We start from the raw sequence: 14,481 nt of genomic DNA on the forward strand, positions 1-14,481 counted from the left end.
CTCTCAGCCCAGCTGAGACTCGTAATACGGACGCGCCCGTGTGATCACGTCGAGCACGTCGTCACGCTGGGCGTCGCCGGCGAACCGGCCGTGCTCACGCACCAGCGTCTCGAACCGGTCGAGCCAGTCGAGCAGCCAACGCGCACTGGCCGCCCGGCGAACCGGTCGCCCGTGCACCTCGATGTGCACGGGGCTGGTGTGGGCGAACACCGCCGCTCCGGGGACCGACGGGTGGGCCGGTCCGCGGGCGACGGCCGCGAGCCACGTCGACGCGGCGGCGTCGACGCCGGTCTCGATCGCCGAACCGTCGCTCTCGGCGAGCACCCCGTCCGGCCCGACGAGCTGCAGGCTCTCGACGCCGAGCCCCGTGCACGCGACGCTCACCGGAACGGCCGTGGCCGGGTCGGCGGCGATGACGTCACCGGGTCCGCGTCCGTCGACGGTGAGGTCGAGCCACGGTCCGGTCGTGGCGAGCGTGCGGCCCGCGCGGATGGCCTCCTGGAACGCGGCCACCGACAGCGGGGCGCCGCGCAGGTCGGCGTAGACGCGCGCCCAGCCCGGCGGGTTGGAGATCAGCGGGCCCGACGAGAACGAGAGCCAGACGTCGGTGCCCGCCGTGGCCGCGAGCCGCAGGCCGGTGCTGAGCAGGTGGTGGTAGAGCAACGTGGTGCCCTCGGCGTCGTTCGGGCCGAGGAGGTCGACGGAGTCGACGAGCCCGAGCGCCGCGTCGGCCACCAGCTCGCGGGCCTCCACGGACCGCGGGAAGCCGAACACCTCGGCCGGTGTGCCGTCGCTGAGGGGGGAGAAGACGGGGTGGGTGTAGCTGACGGTTGCGCCCAGCTCGCGCAGCTCCGCGCAGGCGTTCGCGTTGGCAGGCCAATCGTCGGGGTGGTCGGACGCGGCGTGGCCGGTGGAGTAGTGGGTCGGCACGCCGGTGAGCCCGAGACCGTGAACGTGGCCGAGCAGGTCGTTGCGGTACTCCACGCCGAACCGCGCCACCCGCCGGTCCGTGCTCCACGGCAGGTCGGTACCCACGGTGGCCTCGAACGCCTCACGGTCGTAGACGCGGGTGCTGCCGATGTTGCCGGCCACGAGGTGCATCAGGTGCAGCCCCTCGCCGAGCTGCATCTCGGCCGCGTGCTGCGGCGCGACGACCAGGTCGCCGCTGTAGTTCATGTGGACGTGCAGGTCGCCGCCGTACCAACCGCGGGCGGCCGGGTCGTGCAGCCGCCGCGGGTCGAGCGCGACAGGCACGGTGGCGCCGGGGTCCGGAATGATCGTCGCGAGGGCGGTCTCGAACTCCATCCCGCGCCCGCAGGTGACCGTCAGCGGCACTGCGGGAACGTCCAGTTCGAGGTCGTCTCCGTGGAACATCGGTGTGCCGTCGGCGTCCCACTTGCGCAGCGCGCCGTCCGGGAACCACGCGACTCCCCGGTCGTCCACCACCGACCAGCGGCTCGGGGCGCCCGCCCGCAACCACAGCCGCGCCGCCGGGACGTGCTCGCCGGCGGAGGTGGAGGCGGTGCCGACCGACAGCCGCCACGGGCCCTGCCCCGCGCGCGTGGCGAGCTCGACGCCGCCCGCCGCGACCTGCACCTCCGTGCCGTCGATGTCGACGGTGGCCGGCTCGGCCAGACGCGAGTCGACGAGCACCCCCACCTCGAACTGCCCGCCGGGGAGGGCGTACGGCCATGGACCTGTCCGCAGCCGCACGCCCATCGGTGTGAGGGTGGCGACGATGAGCCCGGTGGGAAGAGGGTCGGGGAGCGCCGCCCGCACGGTGGATGGCCAGTCGCCCGCGCTGAACACGAGGTGCGGACCCAGCCACCGCGCGAAGGCCTGCCCGCGCCCGACCTCGTCGAACTCCCCGCCCCACTCCCTTGGCCGCTCGGCGTGCAGCGTTAGGTACTCCTCCAGCATCGCCCCGACCTGCGGCGGGAGCAGCGCGGTTGTGGGCGGGTCGCAGCACATGCGGGACACCCTGCCAGTGATCCCGGACCTTGGGGACTGAACCGGATGGGTAGACGTCCGGTTCTGGCCGAGGAGATGGAGCAGATCGTCACGGACGCACTCGGACGAGCACCGCTGCTCTGACCATCCGAGTCGTCAGTTCTGACGAACTGGGGTCAACTGGCTAATGGCTGCGACCTTTCGCGCGAAAGGGGGATGGGGCTCCTCGGCGATCGGGAGGCGGGCGCTGCCGGCGGAGGGGCCGGCAGCGCCCGCACCGTCACCCGGTCAGCCCCTCCGAGCGGCGACCGCCCCGGCCAGCTCGTCGAGCAGCCGGGCGGTCGTGCCCCAGTCCATGCACGCGTCGGTGATGCTCTGCCCGCGTGTCATCGACGGGCCGAGGTCCTGCCGGCCCGCCACGAGGAAGCTCTCCATCATCACGCCGGTGATCCCCGGCTCGCCCGCGCCCACCCGCTTGGCGATGTCCTCCACGACGGACGCCTGGCGGATGTGGTCCTTGCCGCTGTTGCCGTGGCTGGCGTCGACGATCAACCGGGCCGGCAGGCTCGCGGTCCGCAGCCGGTCCAGTGCTTCTTCGACGGACGCGGCGTCGTAGTTCGGGCCGCCGGAGCCGCCACGCAGGATGACGTGGCAGTCGGGGTTACCCGCGGTGGTGATGAGGGCGGCGAGCCCGTCCGGGTTGATCCCCATGAACACGTGGCTCGCGGCCGCCGCGCCCACTCCGTCCACGGCGACCTGCACGTCACCGTCGGTTCCGTTCTTGATCCCGACGGGCATCGACAGCGCGCTGCACAGCTGCCGGTGCACCTGGCTCGCGGCCGTGCGGGCGCCGATCGCGCCCCAGCTCACGATGTCCGCGATGAACTGCGGGGTGATGGGGTCGAGGAACTCGCAGCCGACGGGCAGCCCGAGCGCCGTGACGTCGAGCAGTAGCCGCCGGGCCGTACGCAGGCCCCGGTTGACGTCGAACGTGCCGTCGAGGCCGGGGTCGTTGATCAGGCCCTTCCACCCGACCGTGGAGCGCGGCTTCTCGAAGTAGGTCCGCATGACGATTCGCAGCTCGCCGGAGACACGTTCGGCGTGCGCGGCGAGCCTCGTCGCGTAGTCCATCGCGGCGTCGGGGTCGTGGATGGAGCACGGCCCGACGACGACGATCAGCCGGTCGTCTCGGCCGTCGAGGATGTCCACGACCTCGGCGCGGGCGCGCGTGACCGTCGCGGCGACCTCGGTGTCCGCGGGCAGTTCGTGCCGCAGCAGCGCAGGGGAGAGCAGCGGACTGATCCGGGTGGTGCGGTGCTCGTCCAGCGTGGGGACGGCGGTGAGGGTCATGACGGGTGCTCTCTGATTCAGGCGAGCCAGCCCGTCGTGATTCCCGCCGAGCCGGCTCGAAAGTCCGGCTCGAGGAGGGTTGATCAGCGCAGCGGTTCGGCCGCCGACCCCTCCCGGGCCGGTCGGATAAACCAGTAGTAGCGCTCCACGAGGCCCACTTTAACCGATCGGCTCCGGCATACGCTCCACTCGGTAACCGAGGTCGAGCGTGCGACTGGTCACCGGGTCGGCCAGCTCGACGCGCCAGTGCTGAGCGAACTGGTCAACGCCAGGCAGCATCGCGAACGTGCCCGAGAGCAGCACCGTGCCCGGCACGAGCAGGTCGGCGATCTCGTCGAGCCAGTACCGCGGCGGGAGCAGGGCGGCGAGCGAGGCGTCCTGGATCAGGTGCTCGGCGCCGTCGGCGGTCACCCACGCGCGCAGGCGCAGCTCGTCGACGTGTTCCTCGACGTCCGCGAGCCGCCACGCGCCCCGGCCGAGCACGTCGAGGCCCGCGTTCTTGCTCCAGGCCACGCCGTGCACCTCCAGCTCGCGGTCGGTGTGGTCGCAGGCGACGGTGAGCAACAGGTCCTCCGGGGCCGGACCCGCGACCACGAGCGCCCACTCCGCCTCCCCGGACGTGCGGCCGTGCTGGACGGGAACTCCGTCCACCTGCGCGGCCAGGTAGGGCGCGACTGGGTACAGAGCAGGTGTGACCGCGGGAGCAGGGATCCCGAGCTCGGCCAGCTCCGCCACGTGGGCGGCGACCTCCTCCTGCTCGCGACCGGCGTACCCGGCGTTGAGCAGGCGCGTGACGGTGACGGCCGCGGTGGCGCCGTCGGGCAGGTCGAAAACGAGATCGGTCATCGGTGAACCTTCCTGCAAGCCTTGCGCATGCCGCTTGTATACATGAAGTATGACGGAACCCGCCACCGCGGAGTGCCGCCCGAACAGGAGGACCTGATGCCCGACCCGACGACCGGGCCCCGGCAGATCGACCAGCAGATCGACCGGCGCTCGCTGACCAAGGCGTTCACCGCGAGCCTCACCGGCACGTCGCTCGAGTGGTACGACTTCGCCGTCTACTCCGCGGCGGCGGCGCTGGTGTTCCCGCAGCTGTTCTTCCCCAACTCCGACCCGCTGACCGGCACGCTCCTGGCCTTCTCGACGTACGCGGTCGGCTACGTCTCGCGCCCGTTCGGCGGCTTCGTCTTCGGGCGGCTCGGCGACGTCATCGGGCGCAAGCAGGTGCTCGTGCTGACCCTGCTGCTGATCGGGCTGGCGACATTCCTGATCGGCCTGCTCCCCACGTACGCGACGATCGGGGTGGCGGCGCCGATCATCCTGGTGCTGCTTCGGTTCGCGCAGGGCGTCGGTGTCGGCGGCGAGTGGGGCGGCGCGGTGCTGCTCTCCAGCGAGTTCGGCGACCCGCGCAGGCGCGGCTTCTGGTCCTCGGCCGCGCAGATCGGTCCGCCCGCCGGCAACCTGCTGTCCAATGGCGTGCTCGCGCTGCTTACCGTGACGATGTCGGACCAGGAGTTCCTCAGCTGGGGCTGGCGGATCGCGTTCCTGCTGTCCGCCGTGCTGGTGGCGTTCGGCCTGTGGATCCGGCTGAAGCTCGAGGACACCCCGGTCTTCCGGGCGATCCAGGAGCGCGGCGACCAGCCGGCGGCTCCCATCGGCGAGGTCTTCCGCACCCAGCGGCGCGCGCTGCTCGCCGGGGTGCTCAGCCGCATCGGCCCGGACGTCAGCTACGCCCTGTTCACCGTCTTCGTGATCACCTACGCCACCACCGTGCTCGGCCTGAGCCGCGGCCAGGTGCTCACCGCGATCCTCATCGGGTCGGCGTTCCAGCTCGGAATGATCCCGCTCGCCGGGGCCATCTCCGACCGCGTCAACCGGCGGCTGGTCTACGGGATCGCCGCCGCGGGTGCGGCCGTGTGGCCGTTCGTCTTCTTCCCCATGATCAGCTCGCGTTCGACGGCCTTACTGGTCCTCGGCGTGGTGGTCGGGCTGGCGCTGCACTCGTTCATGTACGGGCCGCAGGCCGCGTTCGTGACCGAGCAGTTCTCGACGCGGCTGCGCTACACGGGCAGCTCATTGGCCTACACGCTCGCGGGCGTGGTCGGTGGTGCCGTCGCGCCGCTGGCGTTCACGGCGCTGCTCAGCGGCTGGGGCACGTGGGTGCCGGTGGCCGTCTATGTCTTCGTGGCGTGCCTGCTGACGCTGGTCGGGCTCGCACTCGGGCGTGACCCCGACCCGGCCGAGGACGAGGCGTACCTCATCCAATGGTCGGCTCCGGTCACGCCTCCAGGAACAGCCGCAACGTGATCCGCAGGTGGTCCGAGATCGCCTCGCGCGCCGCGTCTTCGTCGTCCGCCGCGAGCGCTTCGACGATGCGTCCGTGCTCGACGCACACGGCCCGCTGCCGGTCGGTGGTCCGGAACAGCGCGGCGACGCCGACGCGCACCTGCCGGGTCCGAAGGCCCGCGTAGGTGCGCGCGATCAGCTCGTTCCCCGCCGCGTCGACGAGGGCCTGGTGGAACTGCCGGTCCCAGTCGATGAACTCGCGTGCGGTGTCGTTGTCGCGGGCGTCGCCGGCCAGCAAGCGCTCCTGCTCTGCGAGCGCGGCGCGCATGGCGGCGACGGGCACCGAGCCCGTGGCGAGGGTCACCGACGCAGCGTGCTGTTCGAGCAGCGTGCGCAGCTCCATCAGGTCCTTTATCTGCCGCCCGGACAGGGGTGGCACGTACGCTCCGCGTTTGGGCACCATCTCGATGAGGCCGTCGGCGGCGAGCAGGAGCAGCGCCTCCCGCACGGGAGTGCGCGACACGCCGATGTCCTGGGCGAGCTCCACCTCGTTGAGGAAGGTCCCTTGCACCGCCGGATCGACCAGCACCGTCTCCCGGAGGTGGCGGTAGGCGCGCTCGCGGCCCGACGCCGGCGCAGCCCCGGCTCTCTGCATGCAACATGTATACAGTAACTGGAGGTTTCGTGCGGATCACACTCGCCCAGATTGCGTCGACGGCCGATCCGGCCCACAACCTGGGCCTCGTCGAGGACGGCGCGCAGCGCGCCGCGGCGGCCGGGGCGGCGGTGGTCGTCTTCCCGGAGGCCACGATGTGCGCCTTCGGCCACCCACTCGGGCCGGTCGCCGAGCCGCTGGACGGGCCGTGGGCCGAGCGGGTGCGCGCCATCGCCGCCGAAGCGGGGATCACTGTCGTCGCGGGCATGTTCACCCCCGCCGACGACGGTCGCGTCCGCAACACGCTCATCGCCACCGGCCGAGGTGTCGAGACGTCCTACGACAAGATCCACCTCTTCGACGCGTTCGGGTTCGCCGAGTCGCGCACGGTCGCGCCCGGCACGAAGCCCGCGAGCATCGAGGTGGACGGTGTGCAGATCGGCCTCGCGACCTGCTATGACCTGCGCTTCCCCGGGCTCTTCCAGGAACTGGCCGGGAGTGGTGCCACCGTGATCCTGGTGCCCGCGTCCTGGGGTGCCGGGCCCGGCAAGCGGGAGCAGTGGGACCTGCTGGTGCGCGCCCGCGCGCTTGACAGCACCGCGTTCGTGGCCGCGTGCGACCAGGCCGACCCCACCACCGTCGGCGGCGAGGCGGGCAAAGCCCCCACCGGTATCGGCGCGAGCCTCGCCGTCGGGCCGCTCGGCGGGGTGATCGACCAGCTCGGTGCCGAGCCCGGGCTGCTGGTCGTCGACCTCGACCTCGCGGCTGTCGAGGAGGCCCGCAAGGCCGTGCCCGTGTTGGCGAACCGGCGCTTCTGAGGCGGTACTTCGGCGGGGGTGTCCGTCGACCCGTCGATTCGTCGATGCGCCTGGTCCGCGGAACCCGCTGCTGTGTCCGATGGTGAGCTCGCAAGCTCGCTCACGACTCCGCCGCGTCCGGTCCCGTCATAGATCGGGTGGCGGAGCGGTCGAGCCGCGCACGACCAGCTCCGTCGCGAGCTCGACGTGGTGGGAGTCGAGCGCGTCCCCGGCCGCCAGCTGCAGCACCGACTTCAGGGCGACGCGGCCCATCTCCCGCAGCGGCTGTCGGATCACGGACAGCGGGGGCGATGTCATGGTGGAGAGCTCGGTGTCGTCGAAGCCGGTGACGCTGACGTCCTCGGGGATCCGCAGGCCTCGCACCCGGGCGGCCTCCATGATCCCGATCGCGATGGTGTCGCAGCCACCGACGATGGCGGTGGGGCGCGCGGCGAGGTCGAGCATCCGACCACCGGCGCGGCGGCCGACGTCGTAGGCGAAGTCCTCGTTCGCCACGTATTCGGGACGGCTGGTGATCCCGGAGTTCTCCAGCGCGGCCCGGTACCCGTGCAAGCGGGCCTGGTTGCACCCGGAGCTCGGGGGCCCGCCGACGTAGGCGATGCGCTCGTGCCCGAGGTCGAGCAGGTGCCGGGTCGCGCTCATGCCGCCGGCGAAGTTGGTCGAGCCCACGCTGGTGACCTCCGCGCCCGGCATGTTGAGCGGGTCGATCACCACGAGCGGCACACCGGCGAGCGCGAGCGCGGTGACGTGCCCCCCGGTGAGGGCGCCGGTGACGACGATGACGCCGGCACGGCCGGCGCCGACGAGCCGCCGGGCCCAGCCCTGGGGCGCGAAACCGGGCTGGCGATGATCGTCCAGGGAGCCGACGACGATCGACGTGCCGGTCTCCGCGCCGGCCTGCACAACGCCCTCGATCACCTGGGTCGAATAGACGCCGAACGGCCCGCTGATCAGCAGCTCCACGGTCGTCGACGCGCCGGCGGCGCGCCGCACGGACGGCGGAACGTACTCGTGACGGCGCAGGAGCTCCTCGACAACGGCCCGGGTGCCGGCGGCGACGTCCGCACGGCCGTTGACGACCTTCGAGACGGTCGCCACCGACACGCCGGCGGATGCGGCGATGGTGGCGAGGGTGGTGCGTCTGGTGTGCCGGCTGCCGGCAGACCGTTCGGGTGCGGTCAGTGCAACGTTCCTTCCGCTTCGGTGGGATTCCGCCACGGTGCCCGTTCGGCTGAGGGCAGGGTAGCTCCCGGAAGTCCCGGGGCCCAGCAGATTCCGAAACTTTTCGAGATATCAGCGTGCGAGCGGCGGGTGGATCGAGTGCTTGACGCCGTCTAACTGCACTCCCTATGGTCGCGGGGCACCCCGGACTGTCGAAAAGTATCGGAGCCGTATCCGAGCAGTTCACCGTCCGGATCGAGCGGCCGCAGCGACGCGGCCCGGCGCAACGGAGATCGACGTGGATCACAACCGCATTTCCCGACGGTCCTTCCTGGCATTCGCGATGGCCGTACCGATCGGTGCGAGCGCCCTGGCCGCCTGCGGGACGGCAGGTCCCGGCCAGGCCGGCAGCGGCGGGGCCAGCATCTGGTACCTCACCGGGCAGCCCCAGGAGGGCATCCGCAAGGACGGCGTCGACGCGTTCAACGCCGCGCACCCGAACGGGCAACTGGCCGCAACATGGTTCCAGAACGACGCTTACAAGACCAAGATCCGCACCGCGCTCGGCGCGAACCAGGCGCCGACGATCATTTGGACGTGGGGCGGCGGCGGCTTGCGGGACTACGTCCGCGCCGGCCAGGTCGAGGACCTCACCGACTGGTTCGCCCAGAGCCCCGGGGTCAAGGACATGCGCTTCGCCACTGCGTTCGGCGCGGCGACGGTCGACGGGCGGATCTACGCCGTGCCGTGCGAGAACGTCTCGCCGATCGTCCTGTACTACAACAAACAGGTCTTCGCCAAGGTCGGCGCGCAGCCGCCGACCACCTGGAACGAGCTGATGGCGCTGGTGCCCGTGTTCAACGCGGCCGGCATCGCGCCGCTGTCGCTCGGCGGGCAGTCGCGCTGGACCAGCATGATGTGGCTTGAGTACCTGTTCGACCGCGCGGGCGGCCCCGCGGTCTTCGATGCGATCGCCGCCGGAGAGCCGGACGGCTGGTCGAACCCGGCGGCGATCGACGGGCTCACGAAGATCCAGGACCTCATCCGCGCGGGCGGCTTCGTCAACGGATTCCAGTCGATCACTGCGGACTCCAACGCCGACCAGGCGCTGCTCTACACCGGCAAGGCCGCGATGATGCTGCACGGCGCCTGGACCTATGGCTCCATGAAGGAGGACGGCGGAGACTTCGTGCCCGGCGGAAACCTCGGATACACCGCCTTCCCGGCCGTCGAGGGTGGGACGGGTGATCCGGCAAACGCCGTCGGCAACCCGTCGTCCTACCTCGCGCTCTCCTCGCGCGCCACGGACGAGCAGAAGGCCATCGCGAAGGACTACTTCGCGACCGCGCTGCTGAACGACGCCGACGCCGACGCGTGGATCACGAAAGCGGGCAGCGTCCCGATCGTCAACGGCGCCAACAGCAAGTTCGCCGGGAGCCCCGACGCCGGCTGGCTGCAGTTCGTCTACGACCTGAGCTCGAAGGCGCCCACCTTCGCGCAGTCGTGGGACCAGGCGCTCCCGCCGGCAACCGCCGAGGTGCTCCTCAACAACATCGAGCAGCTCTTCGGCCTCAGCATCACCCCTGAGCAGTTCGCCGCCAACATGAATGCGGCGCCGAGCTCGTGAGCGAGCTTGCGAGCTCACCATCGGACACAGCAGCGCCGCGAACGCGGCCGACGAGCGCTAGCGAGGAGGACTCGTGAGCGAGCGACGGCGAGCGCAGCGCCGGCCGGGCTTCGGTGGGGGCGGGCGGTGAGCGCCGCGCTCGGCACCCGGCACGGGTCGCTGGCCTGGCTGGTGCTGCCCGCGCTGTTGTTCTTCACGGCGTTCGGGATCGTCCCGCTGGTGGGCGTGCTGGTGCTGAGCTTCGCCACGTGGGATGGCATCGGGGTGATCACGCCGGCCGGGCTCGCGAACTGGATGTCGGTGCTCTCCGACCCTGGCCTGCTGCACGCCCTGTGGGTCACGTTCCTGGTGATGGCGCTGTCGTGGCTGGTGCAGACGCCGCTGAGCATCCTCATCGGGGTCTTCCTCGCCGGGGGCCAGCGGTACCGCGCGGTGCTCGCGGTGCTGTACTTCCTGCCGCTGCTGCTGAGCTCGGCGGCCATCGCGATCGCCTACAAGTCGCTGCTGGACCCGAACTTCGGCCTCGGCGCCGGCCTGGGGTTGCCGTTCCTGGCGCAGAACTGGCTGGGGGAGCCGGCGCTCGCGATGGGCGTCGTGGTGTTCGTGGTGTCGTGGCAGTTCATCCCGTTCCACTCGCTGATCTACCAGGGCGGCGTGCGGCAGATCCCGGTCTCGCTCTTCGAGGCTGCCCGCATCGACGGGGCCGGGCGGGTGCGGCAGTTCTTCTCGATCACGCTGCCGCAGCTGAAGTACACGGTCATCACGTCGTCGACGCTGATGGTGGTCGGGTCGCTGACGTTCTTCGACCTGATCTTCGTGCTTACCGCGGGCGGCCCGAGCGACGCGACGCGGGTGCTCGCGCTCGACATGTACCTGCGCGGCTTCCGCGGCAACCTCATGGGCCCGGCCAGCGTGATCGCCGTGATCCTCGTGCTCGTCGGACTGGTGCTGGCGCTCGCGCTGCGGCGCCTCGGTGGGAAGGACCCGAACGCGAGTCAGCTGGAAGGAGCCTGACATGGCGACCCGCACCGGCACCGGCACCGGCGCCACCACCGGACCCACGGCCCCCGCGCCGGGCCGGACCCCGCGCGGCGGCGGCTCCGGTCCGGCCGGTGCCCGCCGCAGGGGCGCGTCCGCCCAGCGCCGCAACTACCTCGGCGGTCTCGCCGGGTGGGTCTGGCTCCTGATCATCATCGTGCCGATCTACTGGATCGTCATCACCAGCTTCAAGAGCCAGTCCGTCTACTTCTCGACGAACCCGCTGGCCCTGCCCGGGGAGCCGACGCTCGACAACTACCGGACGGTGATCGAGGCCGACTTCGTGCGGTACTTCGTGAACTCGGTGACGGTCACCGTCGGCGCGACCGTGCCGGCGGTGCTGGTCTCGTTCATGGCCGCCTTCGCGATCGTCCGTGGCGGCAGGGGGCGCTTCCTGCGGCTGGCCAACGGCGTGTTCCTCATGGGATTGGCCATCCCGCTGCAGGCGACCATCATCCCGATCTACCTGATCATCATCCGGCTGCACCTCTACGACAGCCTGCTCGCGCTGATCCTGCCGTCCATTGCGTTCGCCATCCCGCTGACCGTGCTCATCCTGGCCAACTTCATCCGCGACGTGCCGAACGAGCTGTTCGAGTCGATGCGGCTGGACGGCGCGACCGAGTGGGGAACGATGTGGCGGCTGGCGTTCCCGCTGACCCGCCCTGCGCTGGTGACGGTGACGGTCTACCAGGCGCTGCAGGTGTGGAACTCCTTCCTGCTGCCGCTCGTGCTGACCCAGAGCCCTGAGCTGCGGGTGCTGCCGCTCGCGCTGTGGAGCTTCCAGGGCCAGTACAGCATCGACATCCCCGCGGTGCTCGCGTCAGTCGTCCTGACGACGCTGCCCATCCTGGCGCTCTACGTCCTCGGGCGGCGCCAACTGCTCTCCGGCCTCACCGCCGGCTTCACCAAGTAGCCGGATTCTCTCGACGTGAAGGGAACTTTCGTGACGGAACGGCAGGCGTTGGTGGTACGCGGGGGCTGGGAAGGGCACCATCCCGTCGAGGCCACCGACGAGTTCCTCCCGCACCTGAAGGACAACGGCTTCGCCGTGCGCGTCGAGGACTCGCCCCGCGTGTACGCCGACACCGGCTACATGGCCGGCGTGGACCTCGTCGTCCAGTGCATGACGATGAGCACGATCGAGCAGGACGAGCTCTCGGGCCTGATCACCGCCGTCGAGAACGGCACCGGTCTCGCCGGCTGGCACGGCGGCATCGCCGACTCGTACCGCAGCTCGGCCGACTACCTGCACCTGATCGGTGGCCAGTTCGCCTGCCACCCGCCGAAGGCGCCCACGGAGCGCAGGGGCGAGCAGGCGGACAACTTCATCCCCTATCGCGTCGAGATGCTGCCGGCGGCGGCCGACCATCCGATCACGCAGGGGATCGCGGACTTCGACCTGGTCACCGAGCAGTACTGGGTCCTCACCGACGCCTACGTCGACGTCCTAGCCACCACGACGCTGGCCGCGCGCGAGTGGGACCCCTGGCACCGGCCCGTCCCCTCGCCGGCGATCTGGACCCGCGATTGGGGCCGGGGCCGCGTCTTCGTCTGCACCCCGGGCCACGACATGGACGTCGTCCGGAATCCGAACGTCACGACGATCATCGAGAGGGGCATGCTGTGGGCGGCCCGCTGAACGCACCGCTGCGGGTCGGGGTCGTCGGGGCCGGCAACATCTCGGCGCAGTACTCGACCTGCCTCGCCCGGTTGCCGCAGCTGCGCGTCACCGCCGTCTGCGACCTGCAGGCCGACCGCGCCGAGGCGCTCGCCGCGCAGCACGACGGCGCGCGTTCAGTTCCGCTGCCGGAGCTGCTCGCGGCCGAGGACGTGGACGTCGTGCTGGTCCTCACCCTGCCGGCGACGCATGCCGACGTGGCGCTCGACGCGCTGGCGGCCGGCAAGCACGTCTACGTGGAGAAGCCGATCGCCACGTCGGTGGCGGAGGGCCGCGAGCTCGTGAAAGCCGCGGCCACGGCGGGGCTGCGATTGGGGTGCGCCCCGGACACGGTGCTCGGCACCGGCGTGCAGACCGCCCGCGCCGTCGTGGACGCGGGGCGGATCGGCACGCCGCACTCGGCCACGGCGTTCATGACCACCCCGGGCCACGAGCGCTGGCACCCTGCGCCGGACTTCTACTACCAGCCCGGGGGTGGGCCGCTGCTCGACATGGGCCCGTACTACCTCACGTCACTGGTGCACCTGCTCGGTCCGGTCGTGCGCGTCACCGGGGCGTCGTCCCGGCCGTCTTCCACCCGCACGATCGGCAGCGGCCCGCGCGCGGGCGAGTCGTTCGACGTCGCGGTCGACTCCACTGTCACCGCGATCCTCGAGCACGCCTCCGGCGCGCTGTCCACACTGATCATGAGCTTCGATGTGTGGGCCGCCCGGCTGCCGCGCATCGAGGTGCACGGCACGGGCGGCTCGCTCTCGGTGCCCGACCCGAACGCGTTCGCCGGGACCGTCGAGCTGTACTCGGCAGCCGCGCCGGACGAGGGCTGGGTCGACGTCGGGGTGACCGCCGGCTACCGGGACGCCGGGCGCGGCTACGGGATGGCAGACCTCGCGATCGCACTCGCCGACGGCCGGCCGCACCGGGCGGGCGACGAGCTCGCCCTGCACGTCCTGGACGTGATGGAGTGCGTCCACCACGCCGCCGACACCCGGATGTCGCTCGATGTCACCACCACGTGCGAGCGCCCGGACCCGGTGGCGGGGGTGGTAGTCCTCACCGGGTGACGCGCAGGGCGTCCGTCCGTCGTAGCCGGACGGAGAACGCGGGAGCTCGTTCAGGCGCCCGTCAGCGTGGTGGCGTGGTCGGGCACCTCGTGGAACTGCTCGCGCGGCGGGCGCTGGTATCCGCGCTGCGGCGGCCGATCAGGCAGCTTCAGGCTGCGTGACGGCACCGGTTGCCACGGCACGCTGGCCAGCAGGTGGGCGATCATGTTGATCCGCGCGTTGCGCTTGACCTCCGCTTCCACCACGTACCAGGGCGATGTGCGGGTGTCGGTGTGGGCGAACATCTCGTCCTTCGCCCGCGAGTAGTCCTCCCAGCGAGTGATCGACTCCAGGTCCATCGGGGAGAGCTTCCACTGCCGCATCGGGTCGTCCATCCGACCGCGGAACCGGCGCTCCTGCTCGCTGTCGCTCACCGAGAACCAGTACTTGCGCAGGAGGACGCCGTCCTCGATCAGCAGGTTTTCGAAGATCGGGCACTGCCGCAGGAACCGCGCGTACTCGTCGGGCGAGCAGAAGCCCATCACGCGCTCGACGCCCGCGCGGTTATACCAGCTGCGGTCGAGCAGCACGATCTCGCCGGCTGCGGGGAGGTGCTCGACGTAGCGCTGGAAGTACCACTGCGTGCGCTCCCGCTCGGTCGGCGCCGGCAGCGCGACGATGCGGCAGATCCGGGGGTTGAGGTACTCCGTGATGCGTCTGATTGCGCCGCCTTTGCCGGCGGCGTCGCGGCCCTCGAACACCACGACGAGCCGGGTGCCGCTGGTGCGCACCCACTCCTGCATCTGCACCAGGTCGGCCTGGAGGCGCAGCAGTTCGCGCTCGTAGGGCTTGCGGCGAAGGCGGCTCATCGC

The 14,481-nt window shown here is 71.2% G+C and carries 13 protein-coding genes; 7 read left to right on the plus strand and 6 right to left on the minus strand.

Annotation, left to right across the window (positions count from 1 at the left end; all coding sequences use genetic code 11):
* Positions 1-3: 3 nt before the first annotated feature.
* The 3 genes from ABD143_RS31420 to ABD143_RS31430 all read right to left on the minus strand — a co-directional run bounded on the left by ABD143_RS31420 (position 4) and on the right by ABD143_RS31430 (position 4,146).
* The gene (locus ABD143_RS31420; RefSeq protein ID WP_343985202.1) at positions 4-1,971 is read right to left on the minus strand and encodes a CehA/McbA family metallohydrolase; all 1,968 of its coding nucleotides are present in this window, start codon (positions 1,969-1,971) and stop codon (positions 4-6) included.
* 267 nt (positions 1,972-2,238) lie between these two features.
* Entirely contained in the window at positions 2,239-3,300 is a 1,062-nt protein-coding gene (locus ABD143_RS31425) for a 3-deoxy-7-phosphoheptulonate synthase (RefSeq protein WP_343985204.1), read from the minus strand.
* A 159-nt stretch (positions 3,301-3,459) separates the two neighbouring features.
* The gene (locus ABD143_RS31430) at positions 3,460-4,146 is read right to left on the minus strand and encodes a DUF2848 domain-containing protein (protein ID WP_343985206.1); all 687 of its coding nucleotides are present in this window, start codon (positions 4,144-4,146) and stop codon (positions 3,460-3,462) included.
* A 96-nt stretch (positions 4,147-4,242) separates the two neighbouring features.
* Here ABD143_RS31430 and ABD143_RS31435 point away from each other — a divergent pair, with 96 nt between their 5' ends.
* Positions 4,243-5,610: an MFS transporter gene (locus ABD143_RS31435; protein ID WP_343985208.1), complete on the plus strand. Its 1,368-nt coding sequence runs from the start codon at positions 4,243-4,245 to the stop codon at positions 5,608-5,610.
* On the opposite strand, the gene ABD143_RS31440 is transcribed toward ABD143_RS31435, so the two are convergent.
* Positions 5,582-6,244: a GntR family transcriptional regulator gene (locus ABD143_RS31440; RefSeq protein WP_343985210.1), complete on the minus strand. Its 663-nt coding sequence runs from the start codon at positions 6,242-6,244 to the stop codon at positions 5,582-5,584. The two genes, ABD143_RS31435 and ABD143_RS31440, sit on opposite strands and share 29 nt — an antisense overlap.
* 29 nt (positions 6,245-6,273) lie before the next feature.
* On the opposite strand from ABD143_RS31440, the gene ABD143_RS31445 reads away from it, so the two are divergent.
* Positions 6,274-7,062, plus strand: coding sequence for a carbon-nitrogen hydrolase family protein (locus tag ABD143_RS31445; RefSeq protein WP_343985212.1), 789 nt, complete (start codon positions 6,274-6,276; stop codon positions 7,060-7,062).
* 126 nt (positions 7,063-7,188) lie between these two features.
* On the opposite strand, the gene ABD143_RS31450 is transcribed toward ABD143_RS31445, so the two are convergent.
* The gene (locus ABD143_RS31450) at positions 7,189-8,280 is read right to left on the minus strand and encodes a LacI family DNA-binding transcriptional regulator (RefSeq protein ID WP_343985214.1); all 1,092 of its coding nucleotides are present in this window, start codon (positions 8,278-8,280) and stop codon (positions 7,189-7,191) included.
* Positions 8,281-8,566: 286 nt separating this feature from the next.
* On the opposite strand from ABD143_RS31450, the gene ABD143_RS31455 reads away from it, so the two are divergent.
* The 5 genes from ABD143_RS31455 to ABD143_RS31475 all read left to right on the plus strand — a co-directional run bounded on the left by ABD143_RS31455 (position 8,567) and on the right by ABD143_RS31475 (position 13,630).
* Complete coding sequence (locus ABD143_RS31455) at positions 8,567-9,850, plus strand: extracellular solute-binding protein (RefSeq protein WP_343985216.1); 1,284 nt, start codon at positions 8,567-8,569, stop codon at positions 9,848-9,850.
* 126 nt (positions 9,851-9,976) lie between these two features.
* Positions 9,977-10,864, plus strand: coding sequence for a carbohydrate ABC transporter permease (locus ABD143_RS31460; RefSeq protein ID WP_343985218.1), 888 nt, complete (start codon positions 9,977-9,979; stop codon positions 10,862-10,864).
* A gap of 1 nt (position 10,865) precedes the next feature.
* The gene (locus ABD143_RS31465) at positions 10,866-11,804 is read left to right on the plus strand and encodes a carbohydrate ABC transporter permease (RefSeq protein WP_343985220.1); all 939 of its coding nucleotides are present in this window, start codon (positions 10,866-10,868) and stop codon (positions 11,802-11,804) included.
* Positions 11,805-11,834: 30 nt separating this feature from the next.
* Complete coding sequence (locus tag ABD143_RS31470; protein ID WP_343985222.1) at positions 11,835-12,530, plus strand: ThuA domain-containing protein; 696 nt, start codon at positions 11,835-11,837, stop codon at positions 12,528-12,530.
* A complete protein-coding gene (locus ABD143_RS31475) occupies positions 12,515-13,630 on the plus strand; it encodes a Gfo/Idh/MocA family protein (RefSeq protein ID WP_343985224.1) in 1,116 nt (371 codons plus the stop codon). The genes ABD143_RS31470 and ABD143_RS31475 overlap by 16 nt, the downstream gene beginning before the upstream one ends.
* A 50-nt stretch (positions 13,631-13,680) precedes the next feature.
* Here the strand turns inward: ABD143_RS31475 and ppk2 are convergent, their stop codons facing one another.
* Positions 13,681-14,478: a polyphosphate kinase 2 gene (gene ppk2 / locus ABD143_RS31480; RefSeq protein WP_343985226.1), complete on the minus strand. Its 798-nt coding sequence runs from the start codon at positions 14,476-14,478 to the stop codon at positions 13,681-13,683.
* Positions 14,479-14,481: the final 3 nt, after the last annotated feature.

It is taken from the genome of Pseudonocardia aurantiaca (genome assembly GCF_039526725.1).
GTDB lineage: Bacteria > Actinomycetota > Actinomycetes > Mycobacteriales > Pseudonocardiaceae > Pseudonocardia > Pseudonocardia aurantiaca.